Annotated in this window: 12 protein-coding genes and 1 pseudogene; 7 read left to right on the forward strand and 6 right to left on the reverse strand. The window is 46.0% G+C overall.

Annotated features, from left to right (window positions below):
• Positions 1-98: 98 nt before the first annotated feature.
• Positions 99-2,660, forward strand: a complete 2,562-nt coding sequence (locus AB4371_RS09740) for a penicillin-binding protein 1A (RefSeq protein WP_372149544.1) — start codon at positions 99-101, stop codon at positions 2,658-2,660.
• Between the two features lie 111 nt (positions 2,661-2,771).
• Here the strand turns inward: AB4371_RS09740 and oxyR are convergent, their stop codons facing one another.
• Positions 2,772-3,665 carry a DNA-binding transcriptional regulator OxyR gene (gene oxyR / locus AB4371_RS09745; protein WP_017061132.1) on the reverse strand — a complete coding sequence of 298 codons (894 nt, stop codon included), beginning with the start codon at positions 3,663-3,665 and terminating at the stop codon, positions 2,772-2,774.
• Between oxyR and AB4371_RS09750 the strand changes: the two genes are divergently transcribed.
• The 3 genes from AB4371_RS09750 to AB4371_RS09760 all read left to right on the forward strand — a co-directional run bounded on the left by AB4371_RS09750 (position 3,664) and on the right by AB4371_RS09760 (position 6,357).
• Entirely contained in the window at positions 3,664-3,843 is a 180-nt protein-coding gene (locus tag AB4371_RS09750) for a hypothetical protein (protein WP_017068839.1), read from the forward strand. The two genes, oxyR and AB4371_RS09750, sit on opposite strands and share 2 nt — an antisense overlap.
• Before the next feature lie 44 nt (positions 3,844-3,887).
• Complete coding sequence (locus tag AB4371_RS09755; RefSeq protein ID WP_017061133.1) at positions 3,888-4,616, forward strand: glutathione peroxidase; 729 nt, start codon at positions 3,888-3,890, stop codon at positions 4,614-4,616.
• A gap of 274 nt (positions 4,617-4,890) precedes the next feature.
• Complete coding sequence (locus AB4371_RS09760) at positions 4,891-6,357, forward strand: dihydrolipoyl dehydrogenase (RefSeq protein WP_372149546.1); 1,467 nt, start codon at positions 4,891-4,893, stop codon at positions 6,355-6,357.
• A gap of 323 nt (positions 6,358-6,680) precedes the next feature.
• On the opposite strand, the gene AB4371_RS09765 is transcribed toward AB4371_RS09760, so the two are convergent.
• Positions 6,681-7,028, reverse strand: coding sequence for a RidA family protein (locus tag AB4371_RS09765; protein WP_372149547.1), 348 nt, complete (start codon positions 7,026-7,028; stop codon positions 6,681-6,683).
• An 87-nt stretch (positions 7,029-7,115) separates the two neighbouring features.
• Here AB4371_RS09765 and AB4371_RS09770 point away from each other — a divergent pair.
• Positions 7,116-7,364, forward strand: a pseudogene (locus tag AB4371_RS09770) (DUF3624 domain-containing protein).
• A 255-nt stretch (positions 7,365-7,619) separates the two neighbouring features.
• Here AB4371_RS09770 and argH read toward each other — a convergent pair.
• The 4 genes from argH to argC all read right to left on the reverse strand — a co-directional run bounded on the left by argH (position 7,620) and on the right by argC (position 12,972).
• A complete protein-coding gene (gene argH, locus AB4371_RS09775) occupies positions 7,620-9,494 on the reverse strand; it encodes an argininosuccinate lyase (RefSeq protein WP_017061136.1) in 1,875 nt (624 codons plus the stop codon).
• 347 nt (positions 9,495-9,841) lie between these two features.
• On the reverse strand, positions 9,842-11,053 hold the full coding sequence (locus AB4371_RS09780; protein WP_017061137.1) for an argininosuccinate synthase: 1,212 nt from the start codon (positions 11,051-11,053) through the stop codon (positions 9,842-9,844).
• Positions 11,054-11,166: 113 nt separating this feature from the next.
• Positions 11,167-11,955, reverse strand: coding sequence for an acetylglutamate kinase (argB, locus tag AB4371_RS09785; protein ID WP_017063686.1), 789 nt, complete (start codon positions 11,953-11,955; stop codon positions 11,167-11,169).
• Positions 11,956-11,967: 12 nt separating this feature from the next.
• Positions 11,968-12,972 carry an N-acetyl-gamma-glutamyl-phosphate reductase gene (gene argC, locus AB4371_RS09790; RefSeq protein WP_017063685.1) on the reverse strand — a complete coding sequence of 335 codons (1,005 nt, stop codon included), beginning with the start codon at positions 12,970-12,972 and terminating at the stop codon, positions 11,968-11,970.
• Positions 12,973-13,125: 153 nt separating this feature from the next.
• Here argC and argE point away from each other — a divergent pair, with 153 nt between their 5' ends.
• A complete protein-coding gene (gene argE / locus AB4371_RS09795; protein WP_009848891.1) occupies positions 13,126-14,262 on the forward strand; it encodes an acetylornithine deacetylase in 1,137 nt (378 codons plus the stop codon).
• Positions 14,263-14,514: 252 nt separating this feature from the next.
• Positions 14,515-17,151 (forward strand): phosphoenolpyruvate carboxylase, encoded by a 2,637-nt coding sequence (ppc, locus tag AB4371_RS09800; protein ID WP_372149549.1) that lies wholly within the window; start codon positions 14,515-14,517, stop codon positions 17,149-17,151.
• Positions 17,152-17,361: the final 210 nt, after the last annotated feature.

Genomic DNA, 17,361 nt, shown 5'->3' on the forward strand with positions numbered 1-17,361 from the left:
TTATTAGTTAAATAAGCGTTAATAAACGAAAGCTAAGTTTTTAGCCTAGAGTACAAGGGTTTGCTGCTTATCAGCCTTAACTAATCAGGGATTATCCGGTGAAGTTCATAAAGCGATTATTCATATTTACATTGATTTGCATGATTCTTGGAGTCAGTACAATTTTCGGGTTTTATTTTTACGTAAAACCAGAGTTGCCTGATGTTGCCACTTTGCGCGACGTAGAACTCCAAACGCCGATGCAAGTCTTCAGTCAAGACGGTAAGCTGATCTCTCAATTTGGTGAAAAGCGTCGTAATCCAGTCACTTATGACGAGATTCCTCGCCACTTAGTTGAGGCTCTGATTGCCACCGAAGATAGCCGTTTCTATGAACACCCAGGTATTGACCCAATCGGTATCACACGTGCAGCACTCGTGGTTGCAATGTCGGGTTCAGCCAAACAAGGTGCTAGTACCATTACTCAGCAGCTCGCGCGTAACTTCTTCTTATCTAATGAGAAAAAGATCATGCGTAAGATCAAAGAGATCTTCATTGCGATCCACATTGAGCAACTTCTTAGTAAAGAAGAGATCATGGAGCTTTACGTCAACAAGATCTTCCTTGGTCACCGTTCGTATGGTTTTGGCGCGGCAGCACGTGTTTACTTCGGTAAAGATCTTCCTGATCTCACGCTGAGTGAAATTGCGACCCTTGCGGGTATGCCAAAAGCACCTTCGACAATGAACCCTATTTACTCTGTTGAGCGCGCGACTAACCGTCGTAACGTTGTATTGCGTCGTATGTTAGACGAGAAATACATCACTCAAGCAGAGTTCGATGACGCTCGTAGCGAAGAGCTTATCTCGAAATACCACGGTGCAGAGATCGAACTGAGCGCGCCATATGTTGCTGAAGTTGCACGTGCTTGGATGGTGGAACGCTATGGTGAAGAAGCTTATACATCAGGCATGAAGGTCTACACGACCGTTGATTCGAAACTGCAAAAAGCAGCGAACCAAGCCGCAATTAAGAACCTACTTGGCTACGATGAGCGTCACGGCTACCGTGGTGCTGAAAAAGTATTGTGGCAGACTGCGCAATCAGCGTGGGATCAAGAACAAATCGTTAAACACCTTAAGTCTCAACCAACCTATGGTGACCTAGTCCCTGCTGTTGTTACCGCGGTTGATTCGAAAAGTGCTCAAATTTGGGTTAAGAACCAAGGTGAAGGCACTATCGAATGGCAAGGCATGAACTGGGCGCGTAAATTCCTAACGGATAACCGCCAAGGACCAGCGCCTTCTCAAGCGAAAGAAATTCTGGCGGTTGGTGAACAAATCTGGGTTCGCCATGAAGCCGTTACCGGCGATGAAGTCTCTGAAGAGCCGACAGAAGAGTCAGCGACTGCAGAATCAGAAACACCGATTGTATGGCGACTAAGCCAAGTACCGAAAGCGAACACAGCATTTGTTGCAATGAACCCGAACAACGGCGCGGTATTGTCGATGGTCGGTGGCTTTAACTTTGTCCACAACAAGTTCAACCGTGCAACGCAATCTATTCGTCAGGTGGGTTCTGGTATCAAACCCTTTATCTACTCAGCAGCGATTGAGAAAGGCTTAACGCTAGCCTCACTGATCAACGATGCACCGATTAACCAATGGGATAAGAGCCAAGGTACCGCATGGCGACCAAAGAACTCGCCACCGACTTACGTGGGTCCAACTCGTTTACGTATTGGCTTAGCTCAGTCTAAAAACGTAATGGCGGTACGTGTACTGCGCGAAGTAGGTCTAGATGATACTCGTAACTACCTAACTCGATTTGGCTTTGATATTGATGAAGTTCCGCGCTCTGAAACCATTGCTCTGGGTGCGGGTAGCTTAACGCCAATGAAAGTAGCTCAAGGTTACTCAGTATTCGCTAATGGCGGCTACTACGTTGAACCTTTCTACATCAGCCGCATTGAGACACCATTTGGTGAGACTGAATTTGAAGCGACACCAAAAGTGGTTTGTAAAGACGATTGCCAACAGCAAATGACCTCAGACCCAATGGCTGATGAGTTTGCAGAGCAAGATGTGGATGCCAAAGTACAATACGCACCTCAAGTTATCTCTGAACAGAACGCATTCCTTGTTCGTGAAATGATGTACAGCAACATCTGGGGTGGCGGTGATTGGAGCGCAGGTACGGGTTGGAACGGTACAGGTTGGCGTGCACAGCCGTTGAAGCGTCGTGACATTGGCGGAAAAACGGGTACCACCAACGATTCGAAAGATACTTGGTACAGCGGTTACGGCCCTGGCATGGTTGCAACGGTATGGGTTGGTTTTGATAACCACAACCGCAACCTAGGCAGAACCAAAGCGAACTCAAATCTTGGTAAGAACCAAATTACGGGTGCAGAAGCTGGCGCGAAAACAGCAGAACCTGCATGGGTTGATTTCATGGGTACGGCGTTAGCGGGTGTTCCTGCTGAGCGTAAAGAGATTCCTGAGAACATCGTCCGTGTTCGTATCGACCGTGAAACTGGCTTACTGACCAACAAGTTCGATAGCTCATCAATGTTCGAGTACTTCGAGAAAGGCACAGAGCCAACCGAGTACATCACTGAACGTTTCAATGATGACATCTACTCAACCTCATCAGGTGAAGCAGTAGAAGAACTGTTCTAACTAAGGTTTGTAGAACCTAGTAACATGAACCAACAAAAAGGGTTGATATGCATTCATATCAACCCTTTTTTTATATCTATATCTGACCAGACTAGGCTCTAAATTCAAGCGCTAAGCCGTCTTCTCCAGTTGAGTTCGAATCGTCTCAGCCAATTGCTCGAAACGTCCCTTCAATGGAGAGCCCGGACGGTAGGCAACAACAATGCGACGTGAAGGTGTTGGATTCACAGCAGGTACGTAACACACACCGTCTTTCTGCTTCTCTTTCGGCACCGATAGCTGAGGAAGCAAGGTAATCCCCGCCCCCGCCGCGACCATGTTACGGAGCGTTTCTAAGCTGGTTGCCTTAAAGCGCTCGTCATCTTTGGCACCAGCAGCAAAACAGAAACCCAAGGCTTGGTCTCTCAAACAGTGACCGTCACCTAGCGCCAGTACGGTTTGTCCATTTAGCTGCAGCATATCGACAGTGTCTTGCTGAGCCCACTCGTGGTCACATGGAACGGCAACACTTAACGGCTCGTCATACACATCGATCTCTTTGAACACCGCCGTTTCATCAACCGCAGCCAGTACTAAGCAATCAAGCTTGCCATCTTCAAGTTGGCTCACTAACTGATGGGTCTGAGCTTCATGCAGGTAAAGCTCAAGATCTGGGAAGCTCTCTTTAAGATGAGGAACAATCTTAGGCAAGATGTAAGGACCCACGGTTGGAATAAAACCAATGTGCATTGGCCCCGTCATCGCTTCACCGTGTCCACTCGCCATATCTTTAAAAGTTTTCACTTCATTGAGAATACGCTTGGCTTGTTCAACAAGTTGTAACCCTGATTCTGTAAATATTACCTTCCTTGGACTACGCTCGGTTAACTGAAGTCCAATTTCATCTTCGAGTTTGCGTATTTGACCGCTTAGTGTCGGCTGACTGACAAAGCACGCTTCTGCCGCTTTTCGGAAGTGTTTATGCTCTGCGAGCGCCACCAAGTATTCAAAGTCACGAATATTCATGATCAGTCTCTTACCTCAGGTTTTAATAAGAACGAGGGGTTTCATAGAAACATTTAAAAGAAAAATGCTCTTGATAGAATTTACCTATCAAAACCATAACATCAAACGATTAGAGCTATCAAAGAATTTATCTAATAATGGGCTCAACAAAACGAAACAGAGCAACGAAAAACGTTAAGCTCTAATAGAACAAAATTAAAAATACTATTTAAGGAAATCAATATGTTTGCATCTAAAGAAGGTCAATCAATCCCTCAAGTAACATTCCCAACTCGCCAAGGCGATGCATGGGTTAACGTAACGACAGAAGAGCTTTTCAAAGACAAGACAGTTATCGTATTCAGCCTACCAGGTGCGTTTACTCCAACATGTTCTTCAAGCCACCTACCTCGTTACAACGAACTACACTCTGTATTCAAAGAAAACGGTGTGGATGACATCCTTTGTGTTTCTGTAAACGACACGTTCGTAATGAACGCATGGAAAGCAGACCAAGAAGCGGAAAACATCACATTCATCCCAGATGGTAACGGTGATTTCACAGACGGCATGGGTATGCTAGTTGAGAAAAACGACATCGGCTTCGGCAAACGTTCATGGCGCTACAGCATGCTGGTTAAAAACGGCGTGGTAGAAAAAATGTTCATCGAAGAAGACGTACCAGGCGACCCGTTCAAGGTTTCTGATGCAGACACTATGCTGAACTACCTTGCTCCTGAGCACAAAGAGCAAGAGTCAATCACAGTATTCACTAAGCCAGGCTGTCCTTTCTGTATGAAAGCAAAACAGAACCTAATCGACAAAGGTCTGAACTACGAAGAAGTGGTTCTAGGTAAAGATGCAACAACAGTAAGCCTACGTGCAATCTCTGGTCGCACTACCGTTCCTCAAGTATTCATCGGTGGCAAACACATCGGTGGTAGTGAAGAACTAGAAACTTTCCTAGGCTAATCGCTTCATCGCCGATATAGGCTTAGAAGTATCAGCTAACCCACCCTCTTGTGGGTTAGCTATTCCAAACACTCTTATCTGAGTTTTGGGAAAAAGAATATAGCTGGTGACTCGCCTGTCTTTTACTAACCTATAGTTAGCAATAAAAGCAGAGTCACAAGCTAAACCTAATAAAACAGAATCACAAAACTGACCCGCAATCCTGACTCTCAAAAAATCATCAGAGTTGGAGGGGTTCGTTAAAACCAAATTTAGCCATTGCGAGAAAATTATTATGAAACAAGTCAATGTAGATGTAGCAGTTATCGGGGGCGGTACGGCAGGTTTAGGTTCTTACCGCGCTGCAAAAGCACACACTGACAGTGTCGTGATGATTGAAGGTGGCCCTTACGGTACAACCTGTGCTCGTGTTGGTTGTATGCCATCTAAACTGCTTATTGCAGCTGCGGAAAGCGTACACCAAATCGAGAAAGCTCCGGCTTTTGGCGTTCACCCACAAGGTGATATCGTGATTAACGGCCGTGAAGTGATGGAGCGAGTGAAGTTTGAGCGTAACCGTTTTGTTGGTTTTGTTTTAGAAGGTGTTGATGAAATCCCAGAGCAAGACAAGATCTCTGGCTACGCAAAGTTCTTAGATGACAACACACTACAAATTGATGACCACACGGTTGTCACCGCTAAGCGTATTGTTATCGCGACCGGTTCTCGCCCTGCATACCCTGCCGTTTGGAATGAGCTTGGCGATCGCCTGATCATTAACGACGACGTGTTCAGCTGGGATGATTTACCAGAATCGGTTGCGGTATTTGGCCCTGGTGTTATTGGTCTTGAGCTTGGTCAGTCACTGCACCGCTTAGGTGTGAAGACCAAACTGTTCGGTTTGGGTGGTCAAGTTGGCCCAGTAACTGATCCAGAGATCATGGCTTATGCAGATAAAGCTTTCAATGAAGAGTTCTATCTCGATGCCGACGTGAAAATCGAAAGCATGAAGCGCATTACCACTGAATCGGGTGAGCCACGTGTCGAAATCCAGTTCATCAATAAACAAGGTGAATTAGAAACTAACGTCGTTGAATACGTACTAGCAGCAACAGGTCGTCGCCCTAACACTGACAAGCTTGGCTTAGAGAATACCTCTCTAGAGCTTGATGAACGTGGTGTGCCAATCGCAGACCACTACACGCTACAAACATCACTACCATCAATATTTATCGCTGGTGATGCGAGTAACCAACTGCCTCTACTGCATGAAGCAGCAGACCAAGCTCGTATTGCGGGTGACAATGCAGGTCGCTTCCCAGAGATTCGTGCAGGCCTACGCCGCTCTAAAATCTCGGCAGTATTCTCTGACCCGCAAATCGCGATGGTTGGTGAAACCTACAAAGAGATCACCACACGCTTAGGCACATGTGGCTGTTTCGCAACGGGTGAAGTGTCTTTCGAAAACCAAGGTCGTTCACGAGTGATGCTTCGCAACAAAGGTATTCTGCACGTATACGGCGAGCAAGGCACAGGCCGCTTCCTTGGTGCTGAGATGATGGGACCAAACGCAGAACACTTGGCTCACTTATTAGCATGGGCACACCAGAACAAGATGACGGTTTCTGAGATGCTAGACATGCCGTTCTACCACCCAGTAATCGAAGAGGGTGTACGAACAGCGCTACGTGACCTGAATGCGAAACTGCACCTAGGTCCAGAGATGGTGAAACACTGTCTGGATTGTGGCCCGGGCTGTTAATCTCAGACTAGCGCCAGTCAATTAGCAGTTAACAAACGTTAGATACTAAAAAGGAAAGCCATTGGCTTTCCTTTTTGTTTTTGGCAACGAGTAAACTATAGATTCCCGATTACGCTCCTTCGTCGCTCTCGGGAATGACAGCAATTTTCATACACGTCTAGGCGAAGCTAACCAGAATAACGGTGCTTTTCAAAACGCGTCTAAACTGAAGAAAATCAAAGTGACGCATCAGCTAAACCAAAACTAAACTCGTCATTCCAGAACCGAGGGACGAGGTATCTGGAATCTCTTGAAGCCATTGCGTCACTAAAAGCTTTAAGCAATTACTTCTCAGCAGCAATCACAGAGATCTCAACCAATAGCGCTTCGCGAGCCATGTCGCCAGTCACACATGCGCGAGCTGGAGCGTGACCTTCTGGTAACCATGCATCCCACACTGCATTCATTTCTTGGAAGTCTTTCATGTCTTTCAAGTAAATCGTTGCTGACAGCATGTGCTCTTTGTCGCTGCCTGCTTGCTCAAGTAGCGCTTCTACTTTATCTAACATGGTTTGAGTTTGTTCAGTGATGTCTTTAGTTGCATCAGCACAAACTTGGCCACATAGGTAGATAGTACCGTTGTGTTTAACAATACGGCTCATACGTTGCTTGGTTTCTTGGCGCTCAATCATCGACTTTCTCTCTCTGTGTCACCGTGATCCAATATCTTGTGACGTGTTATTATCAGGGCAACAAGCATAACGCGAATCAAACCCAAGATGACATGCATTCATTGCAATAAAAGTGAAAAAATCCGTAACAAACTCGGTCGCTGCCAGCGTTGCATGAATCAGCTGATGGTGTTGTCGATTTTGAGTTGGGGAGTATGGTAGCTGTTTTTCAGAGAAGACCCAAAAACCATCAATGCCATCGCGTTGATGATGGCCGCTTTCGCGTTCAGTGGCTTGCTGTCGTTGCATTGGGTCATGAAGTTTGTGGTGCTACCGTTAAAGGGCAAAAAACGTTAGCTGGAAGTCTTTATTGGATAAAGAGTAGTGATTAGAGACAGGGCTAAACAATCCGATAATTCATCATAATTTTCGAGCTATTGTCATTTCCCGAACAGCAGATAGAAAAAAGCCCCAGAACCAATCGATTCTAGGGCTTTCTTAGAAAATTCTAAGAAAAAGCAGTGGTACTTTAATAGACCGGGCTTTTCTTAGTTTGTTCCCAAAAAAGATCAGATTTTTGATCTTTTTTTTAGGAGCTATAAAATCAATGCCTTATGCAACATTAACCTTAGCAATTATCTGCTCTACCAAGTTCACTTCCAATGCCACTTCATCACACGCATGTTGACGAGGACACTGGTCACAATCTTTCAGTACCTTCTCAGGCAGCAGAGATTTCGATGTTGGTAAGAAATCATGCTTCATAAAGAACTCTGGAGTACGAGTCAGCACAAACACCTTCTTGATGGCCATTTGTCGCGCTTTCTCAACCAAGTGCTGCACAATCGCGGTACCCTGCCCTTGACCTTGCCAGCCAGCCTCAACACCGAGTGAACGAATCTCCGCTAAGCCAGAGTCATACACATAGAGTGATGCACAACCTGTCACCTCACCATGATGCTCTGCGACCGCAAACGAGCCAATATCACGCACCAGTTCATTACGAGAACGAGGCAGGTTTTCACCCATGTTCGCCCAGTAAGCGACCATGCCTTCCAGCGCTTCAATATCAGTCAGACGAGCAGGACGAACCTTGACGATGGAAGTGTCACGCTGTGATAAACGTTTCTCAGCTTGGTCAACCGCGTAAGCCACTTGTTGTGGTGATACACCACCTAGTGCGCTACGTTTTTCAAGACACGATTCAATGGTCAGGATGTCGTACACATCCTCTTCAATCACCTCAGAGAACTCTTTCATCTCTGCGATGGTTAATTCTTCCAGTGCACAACCTTTAGCAATCGCCGCTACTACCGTCACACCCACAATATGGTGAGCTTCACGGAAAGGAATGCCTTTCGCTACTAGGTAATCAGCCAATTCAGTAGAGTTTGCATAACCTTGCTTCGCAGCTTCAAGTGTACGTTCGCCGTTCACTTTAATGCCGTCAAAACAAAGTGCAGCCATTTCCATACAGTCATTCCAAGTATCTAAAGCGTCGAACAGACCTTCTTTATCTTCTTGCATGTCTTTGTTGTACGCCAAAGGCAGAGCTTTTACTGTCATCATCATTGCAGCTAATGAACCGTAAACACGGCCCGTTTTGCCACGGATAAGTTCTAGCGCATCCGGGTTTTTCTTTTGTGGCATCAGAGATGAACCTGACGTCACGGTATCTGCTAACTCGATGAAGTTTGATTCACCTGAATTGTAGAAAATCATATCTTCTGCAAGACGAGAAAGGTGAAGCATAGAGATAGAAGCGATCGACATCAGCTCCATCACATGGTCACGGTCAGATACTGAATCTAGAGAGTTGCGCGTTGCACGACGGAAACCTAAGTTGTGAGCTAACTCTTCACGGTCCATCGGGTAAGCTGTTCCAGCAAGGGCACCAGAACCCAGCGGACATGTGTCTAGACGCTTAATCGCATCATTCAAACGTGAATAATCACGCTCAAGCATTTCAACGTAAGCCAAGCACCAGTGAGCAAAAGTTACCGGCTGAGCACGTTGTAAGTGAGTGTAGCCAGGAAGCACGGTTTCTTGATGCTGAGAAGCAACGTTCACCATTTGGCTTTGTAGGCGATCCAATGCCAGTAGCAGTTGGTTACCTTGCTGACGACACCATAGTTTCAGGTCTGTCGCCACTTGGTCGTTACGAGAACGGCCAGTGTGAAGTTTTTTGCCCAAGTCACCGACTTTGCCGATAAGTTGCTGCTCAACCCAGCTGTGAATATCTTCTGCATCAGAACGTAGAATCTGTTCAGGATCTTCCATCACCTCAAGTTTTAGCTCATTCAGCGCTAACTCAAGCTTCTGTTGCTCTTCTTCTGTTAATACGTTGACCGACAGTAGAGCTTTAGACCAGGCAATTGAGCCCACAATGTCTTGCTCAGCCAATCGGTAATCAAAACGAAGAGAATCGTTAAAATCTTTGAACCGGGTGTCTGCTGCTTGGGTAAATCTACCGCCCCATAATGCCATTGTGTATCTCCTAATTGCACAGTGCTCACTGTTTTTGCAAATGATAATTCTGATTAAGATTCAGTATTTTTCTGATGGTTTAAACTTACGGCAATTCAAAATGAAAATAAAGTATTAATTCATTATTTTCACATATTTATTCACCAACAGTTCAATCCATTGATTATTTTTAGCGTGGAGCGCGAATTATATGCCATCCGATAGGAAAAACCGAAGCTGATTTATTAGGCAAATAGAAAGTAAAAAGCCCACTCACTAATCAATAGTGAATGGGCTTTGCATAATAATGTCTGTTTACTAACCTTCAATCTTTCATCAAAGGCTAGCTCACTAACTCATTGTTAGGATTACTTTTGGCTATTCAAAGCACGGATACGGCTTGATAGCGAGTAAAGACGGATGAAGCCTTCAGCATGGCTTTGGTCGTAAACTTCATCTTCACCAAAGGTTGCAAACTCTTCTGAGTACAGGCTGTTGTCAGAACGCTTCTGAGTCACCGTTGCATGGCCTTTGTAAAGCTTGATAACCACTTCACCATTCACGTCTTGTGCTAGCTCTTCTGTCGCGGCAAGGATTGACTTACATAGTGGAGTGAACCAACGACCATCGTATACAAGGTGAGAAGCCTTAACACCGAGCTCTTCACGGAATTCGAATGCCGCTTTATCAAGAACCAGTTGCTCTACTGCACGCAGTGCTTCCATCATGATTGTGCCACCCGGAGTTTCGTAACAACCACGAGACTTCATGCCAACAAGACGGTTCTCTACGATATCGATACGACCAACACCGTGCTTAGCACCTTTCTCGTTTAGGTAAACCAGTGCGTTGTATGGCGTCATTGTTTCGCCATCAACCGCAACCACTTCGCCTTTTTCAACTTTAAGCGTCACTGTTTCAGATTCGTTTGGCGCTTGCTCAGGGTCTACAGTCCAAGCCCAGCAATCTTCGTTAGGTGCATTCCATGTGTTTTCTAGAACGCCGCCTTCTGTTGAGATGTGCCATGCGTTTGCATCACGCGAGTAAATCTTAGTAAGAGAAGCCGTACAAGGGATGTTACGCTCAGCCAGGTAATCTAGACACTCTTCACGACTCACTAGATCCCATTCACGCCATGGTGCAATTACGTGTAGATCAGGTGCTAGTGCAGCAAATGCGCCTTCAAAACGAACTTGGTCATTACCTTTACCAGTACAGCCGTGACACAGTGCGTCTGCACCTACTTTACGTGCGACTTCAACCTGTGCTTTCGCGATGATTGGACGCGCCATCGACGTACCTAGTAGGTATTTACCTTCGTAGTAAGCGCCCGTTTTCAGCGTTGGGTAGATGTAGTCAGCAACCATCTCTTCTTTAAGGTCTGCGATGTAACACTCAGATGCACCAGAAGCTTTTGCTTTCTCTTCGATACCAATCAACTCTTCGTCGCCTTGACCAACATCCGCAACAAACGCAACCACTTCACAGTCATAGTTCTCTTTCAACCATGGAATGATTACTGATGTGTCTAGACCGCCAGAGTAGGCTACTACAACTTTCTTTACGTTAACTTTGCTCATTTTCTTTCTCCTAGTTTCCATACTGCACATGGCGGTCAGCGTTGGAAATGACTTCATAATTATATGTTTATTTAATTTGTCTAAATTCTTTAAGTAGTGACTCGTTGTGAGACCTACTGAGGTAAAAACTGTGTTCCTATGCTTTTACCTGAAAACAGTTGTGTTAGCTTTTCTGGGTATCGCCAAGTGGCAACTTCGATTGGTCGTCCAAGGTCGTTAGCGGCTTCTAGTGCAGCTTGAACCTTAACGATCATGCCGTCGGTAATCACTTTGCCGGCAATAAGGTCATCGGCTTGCTGTTGATTAAGACTTGGAATGAGGTGGCCTTTGCCATCCAACACACCACTTACATCAGAAAGCAGTACCAGTTCAGCATCAAGTGCGCCCGCAACGGCAACCGCAGCTTGGTCGGCATTGACGTTCATCAGTTGACCTTGCTCAGTAAGACCAATTGAGCTAATGATTGGCAGTGCGCCCGCATTAAGAATCGCTTGCAGAACGGTTGAGTCGCCCGGCTCCGCTTTTCCTACCGCGCCCAGTTCAGGGTTCAGTTCGCTCACTTTGCATAAACCACCGTCTGCTAGGCTTAAACCAACGGCATTGATACCGTCTTTAATTGCCTGACCTTGAAGTAGTTTGTTGGCCGTGCCCGCTAGTGCACCAGCGATCACAGGGATCTGATCATAAGGAGTAACACGTAGCCCTTCTTTCTTAACGGTTTCTAGATTCAACTTATTCATCAAATCATCAACAAGGTAACCGCCACCGTGAACAATCACGATTGGTCGTTGTGCCTGTTGTTGGTAAGCAGAGATAGCACCAAATAACTTGCTAAGTGTTTCACCACAAGATAGCGCTGCGCCACCTAACTTTATGATTAATGGTTGATTATTAAGGCTCATATCTAGATTTCCTTACACTAACGCAGTTAATGGCGCAAAACCATAACGTAAATTTAAACACTGCATCGCTTGGCTAGATGCACCCTTTAATAAGTTATCAATCGCTGAAACAACGATGATGTGTTGACCTTGAACCTTCCAACCTAAGTCGCAGAAAGGTGTCTGTTCTACATCTTGAATTCTTGGCAGTGTCTCTTCGAGTAGTCTCACTGCTGGTTTACCTTGGTAAGCTTGTTCAAAGGCATCTTGTATCTGTTGTTCTGTCACGCCTTCAGCCAGTTTCATGGTGATGGTCGCTAAAATACCGCGCTTAAAGTTGCCGAGGTGTGGAGTGAAAATCACATCACATCCTAAATGTGCAGCCATTTCAGGTTGATGACGGTGATTGAAGACGCCATAAGCTTGCAGGCTTACTTCGCAGAAGCTGTTAACCATCGTCGCCTTGCGGCCTGCACCAGTCACACCGCTAGTCGCGTTAATCACTGGCCATTGGTTTTCATCCAGTAACTTGGCCTCAACCAAAGGTTTAATCGCCAGTTGTGATGCCGTTGGGTAACAACCCGCGACAGCGACAAGCTGAGCTTCTTTAATTTCTTGTTCGTTCCATTCCGCTAAACCGTAAGCCGCTTTGTCTAGCCATTGTTCGTGTTGATGTTCAAAACCGTAAAACTCTTGATAGAAGTTTTCGCCTTTAACTCTGAATGCTCCCGATAGGTCGAAGACTTGGCAATCGTTCTCTAGAAAGATTGGCGCTAGGTCGTGACTAACCTCGTGTGCCGTTGCTAAGAAAATCACATCAGACTGTTTAGCTACTTCTTCCGGATTTGTTAAAGGTTGTACTGGCATATCAATCAAACCAGCTAACTTACCGTGCAGTGCCGCAATAGGTTTACCTGCGTCTACACTATTGGCTGAGACATATAAACCTGATAGCGTGAGCTCAGGGTGTCTGTTTATCATTAGAGCCAGTTCTGCTCCTGTGTAGCCGCTTGCGCCAATGATCGTGGTTTTCAACATCTCAACACATCCATTTTTGAGGTAAGTTACATTTCAAATTTGACTATTCATACTTAATTTTTAGCTTTATTTGATTTCTTATGCATTAAATATGATTTAATATGTGTTTTACCGACTTATGGTTTTCCTGTCAATAGTAGAAGTGAAGTTATTATGCAATTACCGAGTTTTCTTGAGGTCTACAAAGGCCTAATTTCCACAGACTCTATTAGCTCGACCGATCCAAGCTGGGATCATGGCAACGAGAAAGTGATCGAAAAAATGGCTCAATGGTTTAAAGACGTAGGCTTTAGCGTTGAAGTCGTGGAAGTCGAACCCGGCAAGCATAATATGGTCGCTAAGATGGGATCGGGCGAAGGTGGCTTGCTACTCGCAGGACACAGCGACACAGTGCCATTTGATGAAGGACGTTGGAACTTCGACCCTCACGCACTAACAGAACACAACAATCGCTTCTATGGATTAGGCACAGCCGATATGAAAGGCTTTTTCGCTTTCGTTTATGAAGCGGCAAAGAAGATGGATTGGAGCAAACAGACCAAGCCGCTATATGTATTGGCAACCTGTGACGAAGAGACCACCATGCTGGGTGCGCGTCATTTCACTGAAAATGCACCGTTTAAACCGGATTACTGCATTATTGGTGAGCCAACCAGCCTTGTGCCGATTCGTGGCCATAAAGGCCATGTTGCTAACGCTGTGCGAGTTACGGGTAAATCAGGTCACTCTTCTGATCCTGCATTAGGTGTCAACGCCATCGAGATCATGCATGAAGTGTTGTTCGCTTTAATGCAACTGCGTGACAAGCTAGTCAAAGAGTATCACCACCCGGGTTTCGCAATTCCAAGCCCCACTCTAAACCTTGGCCATATCCACGGTGGCGACAGTGCCAACCGTATCTGTGGTTGCTGTGAGCTGCACTATGATGTGCGTCCTTTACCGGGTATCAGCTTAGATGGTTTGGATAACATGCTGCGCAGCGCACTCAAAGAAGTAGAAGCAAAATGGCCGGGCAGAATTGAGATTACGCCACTGCACGAACCTATCCCGGGTTACGAGTGCCAACATGACCATCCATTTATCGGTGGCATGGAATCAGTTTGCGAAACTGAATCACAAACCGTGAACTACTGTACAGAAGCACCTTTCCTTCAAGAACTTTGCCCAACCTTAGTGCTGGGTCCAGGCTCAATCGACCAAGCTCACCAACCAGATGAGTTCCTAAGCTTCGATTTTATCGATCCAACGATTGATGTTCTGAGTAAGTCGATCCGCAAATATTGTTTCTAGTTATTACTTTTCTTCCAATATTTTCGTATAAAAGCTACCCGAAAAGGTGGCTTTTATTCTGTTATCCCAGACACAGCCTGATCTTGTAATTAAATTTCACTTTAATTCCGAACTATTGGGAAATTTACTTCTCCCGCATTTCGAAAACTAATAATTGCAAACTTAGAATGCTTTATTTGACTAGATACAGCACTTTTCGCTAGATTGTGTACTTAACAAGGAACAATGGATGTAATTTTTTTACGAGGCAGGATGACAATGAACGAGAAATACGCCGCTCTCAAGAGTAACGTAAGCATGCTGGGACGCTTGCTAGGTAACACAATCCAAGATGCACATGGTGACGTTATCTTAGAGAAAGTGGAGACTATCCGTAAACTTTCCAAATCCGCCCGCGCAGGCAACAAAGCTGACCGTGACAGCCTAGTTGAAGAAATCAAAAACCTGCCGAACGAACAACTCACTCCTGTTGCTCGTGCATTTAACCAATTTCTCAACCTCACCAACATGGCAGAGCAGTACCACACCATCTCTCGCCACTGTGAGGAGCATGTTTGTGAACCAGACGTGCTGCAATCTCTATTTTCCAAATTAAACCAGAATGACATCAGCAAGCTAGACGCGGCTCAAGCCGTTCGCGACCTGAACATTGAACTCGTTCTGACTGCACACCCAACAGAAATCACTCGTCGCACCATGATCAACAAGCTAGTTAAGATCAACGAGTGTCTGTCTAAATTAGAATTAAGCGACCTATCACCCAAAGAGCGCGTGAAAACCGAACGCCGCCTAGAGCAACTGATCGCTCAAGGTTGGCACTCAGATGTGATTCGTCAACAACGCCCAACGCCACTTGATGAAGCTAAGTGGGGCTTTGCGGTTGTAGAAAACTCTCTATGGGAAGCCGTTCCTGACTTCCTACGTGAAATGGATGGCCGACTAAAAGGTTATCTTGGTGAAGGCCTGCCGATCGATGCACGCCCAGTACACTTCTCATCTTGGATGGGCGGTGACCGCGATGGCAACCCATTCGTAACGCACACCATCACTAAGGAAGTTCTGCGCCTATCTCGTTGGAAAGCTGCCGATCTTTACTTAGGCGACGTAAACGAGCTGATTACCGAACTGTCGATGACTAAGTGTAATGATGCCGTTCGTGAGCTAGCAGGTGATGAACACGAAGCTTACCGTGCAATCCTGAAGAACCTACGCACTCTACTGGACAACACGCTAGAAGTGCTGGATGCAAAATTGCATGACACAGAGGTTCCGAAGAAAGAAACACTACAGAACATCGAGCAACTTTGGACACCGCTTTACGCATGTTACCAATCGCTGCACGAATGTGGCATGGGCGTAATCGCAGACGGTTCTCTGCTTGATACTCTGCGCCGCCTAAAAGCGTTCGGTGTACACCTAGTTCGTCTCGATGTTCGTCAAGAAAGTACTCGTCACTCAGATGTACTGTCTGAACTGACTCGCTACCTAGGCATTGGCGACTACGACCAATGGAACGAGCAAGACAAGATTGCTTTCTTAACCAATGAATTAAGCTCTAAGCGTCCGCTTCTTCCTCGCGATTGGGAGCCATCTGAACAGGTTAAAGAGGTTTTAGACACCTGCAAGGTTATTGCTGCTCAACCTCGTGAAGCCTTCGGTGCTTACGTAATTTCTATGGCTCGTACTGCATCAGATGTACTGGCTGTTCACTTACTACTGCAAGAATGTGGCTGCCCATACCGCATGGACGTATGTCCGCTGTTCGAAACGCTAGACGACTTGAACAACTCAGAAGCAGTAATGAAACAGCTAATGAGCATCGACTTGTACCGTGGCTTTATCCAGAACCACCAAATGGTGATGATCGGATACTCTGACTCAGCGAAAGATGCGGGCGTAATGTCTGCAGGTTGGGCTCAATATGATGCAATGGACAAACTGGTTAAGGTTTGTGATGAAGAAGGCATTGAACTGACTCTATTCCACGGTCGTGGCGGTACGGTTGGTCGTGGTGGTGCTCCGGCGCACGCTGCTCTTCTTTCTCAGCCACCTAAGAGCTTGAAAGGCGGTTTACGTGTAACAGAGCAAGGCGAAATGATCCGCTTTAAACTTGGCTTACCAGACGTTGCTGTAAACAGCTTCAACCTTTACGCAAGCGCGATTCTAGAGGCGAACCTTCTGCCGCCACCTGAGCCAAAACAAGAGTGGCGCGACCTAATGGAAGTGCTATCTCAAGTATCTTGTGAGGCTTACCGCAACGTGGTTCGTGGCGAAGAGAAATTCGTACCTTACTTCCGTCAAGCGACACCTGAACTGGAGCTAGGTAAACTGCCTCTTGGCTCTCGCCCTGCGAAACGTAACCCGAACGGCGGCGTAGAAAGCCTACGTGCGATTCCATGGATCTTCTCTTGGAGCCAAAACCGTTTGGTACTGCCTGCATGGTTAGGCGCTGGTGAAGCGATTCAGTACTCTGTAGATCAAGGCCATCAAGCCCTGCTCGAAGAGATGTGTCGCGAGTGGCCGTTCTTCTCTACCCGTCTCGGTATGTTGGAAATGGTGTACTCGAAGTGCAACATGGAAATCGCTAAGTACTACGACCAACGCCTTGTTGACGAAGAGCTATTACCATTAGGTGAGTTACTGCGTGAACAGCTGCAAAAAGACATCAAAGCCGTGCTAAATGTTGAGAACAACGAGAACCTAATGCAGAGCGACCCTTGGGGACTTGAGTCAATCCGCCTACGTAACATCTACGTTGAGCCACTAAACATGCTTCAAGCTGAACTGCTTTACCGTACTCGTAAGTGTGAAACACCACCAGCAGAGCTTGAAGAAGCGCTAATGGTGACGATTGCAGGCATTGCAGCAGGCATGCGAAACACTGGTTAATTAGTGATTCCTTCCATTCAACAGACAAAAGGTCGCCTAGTGCGACCTTTTTATTTCACAAAATAAGCAATACTGAGTTTTTTGTCAGTTTTTTGGGTTATTTTGTCCATGTATTCTACTTTATGCTTATTATTTAGATATACTACTGCTCCGCTGCGGAAACACTCCAAAAAATAATCTGCAGCATCTTGACCAATAAACTGGTCAACC

The organism is Vibrio sp. 10N.261.51.A3, from assembly GCF_041471965.1.
GTDB lineage: Bacteria > Pseudomonadota > Gammaproteobacteria > Enterobacterales > Vibrionaceae > Vibrio > Vibrio crassostreae_C.

Coding starts and splice junctions, on each gene's coding strand:
- AB4371_RS09750 (WP_017068839.1), top strand. CDS start 3,664: ATGATCAGTCTCTTACCTCAGGTTTTAATAAGAACGAGGGGTTTCATA.
- oxyR (WP_017061132.1), bottom strand. CDS start 3,665: ATGAATATTCGTGACTTTGAATACTTGGTGGCGCTCGCAGAGCATAAA.
- AB4371_RS09755 (WP_017061133.1), top strand. CDS start 3,888: ATGTTTGCATCTAAAGAAGGTCAATCAATCCCTCAAGTAACATTCCCA.
- AB4371_RS09760 (WP_372149546.1), top strand. CDS start 4,891: ATGAAACAAGTCAATGTAGATGTAGCAGTTATCGGGGGCGGTACGGCA.
- AB4371_RS09765 (WP_372149547.1), bottom strand. CDS start 7,028: ATGATTGAGCGCCAAGAAACCAAGCAACGTATGAGCCGTATTGTTAAA.
- argH (WP_017061136.1), bottom strand. CDS start 9,494: ATGGCATTATGGGGCGGTAGATTTACCCAAGCAGCAGACACCCGGTTC.
- AB4371_RS09780 (WP_017061137.1), bottom strand. CDS start 11,053: ATGAGCAAAGTTAACGTAAAGAAAGTTGTAGTAGCCTACTCTGGCGGT.
- argB (WP_017063686.1), bottom strand. CDS start 11,955: ATGAGCCTTAATAATCAACCATTAATCATAAAGTTAGGTGGCGCAGCG.
- argC (WP_017063685.1), bottom strand. CDS start 12,972: ATGTTGAAAACCACGATCATTGGCGCAAGCGGCTACACAGGAGCAGAA.
- argE (WP_009848891.1), top strand. CDS start 13,126: ATGCAATTACCGAGTTTTCTTGAGGTCTACAAAGGCCTAATTTCCACA.
- ppc (WP_372149549.1), top strand. CDS start 14,515: ATGACAATGAACGAGAAATACGCCGCTCTCAAGAGTAACGTAAGCATG.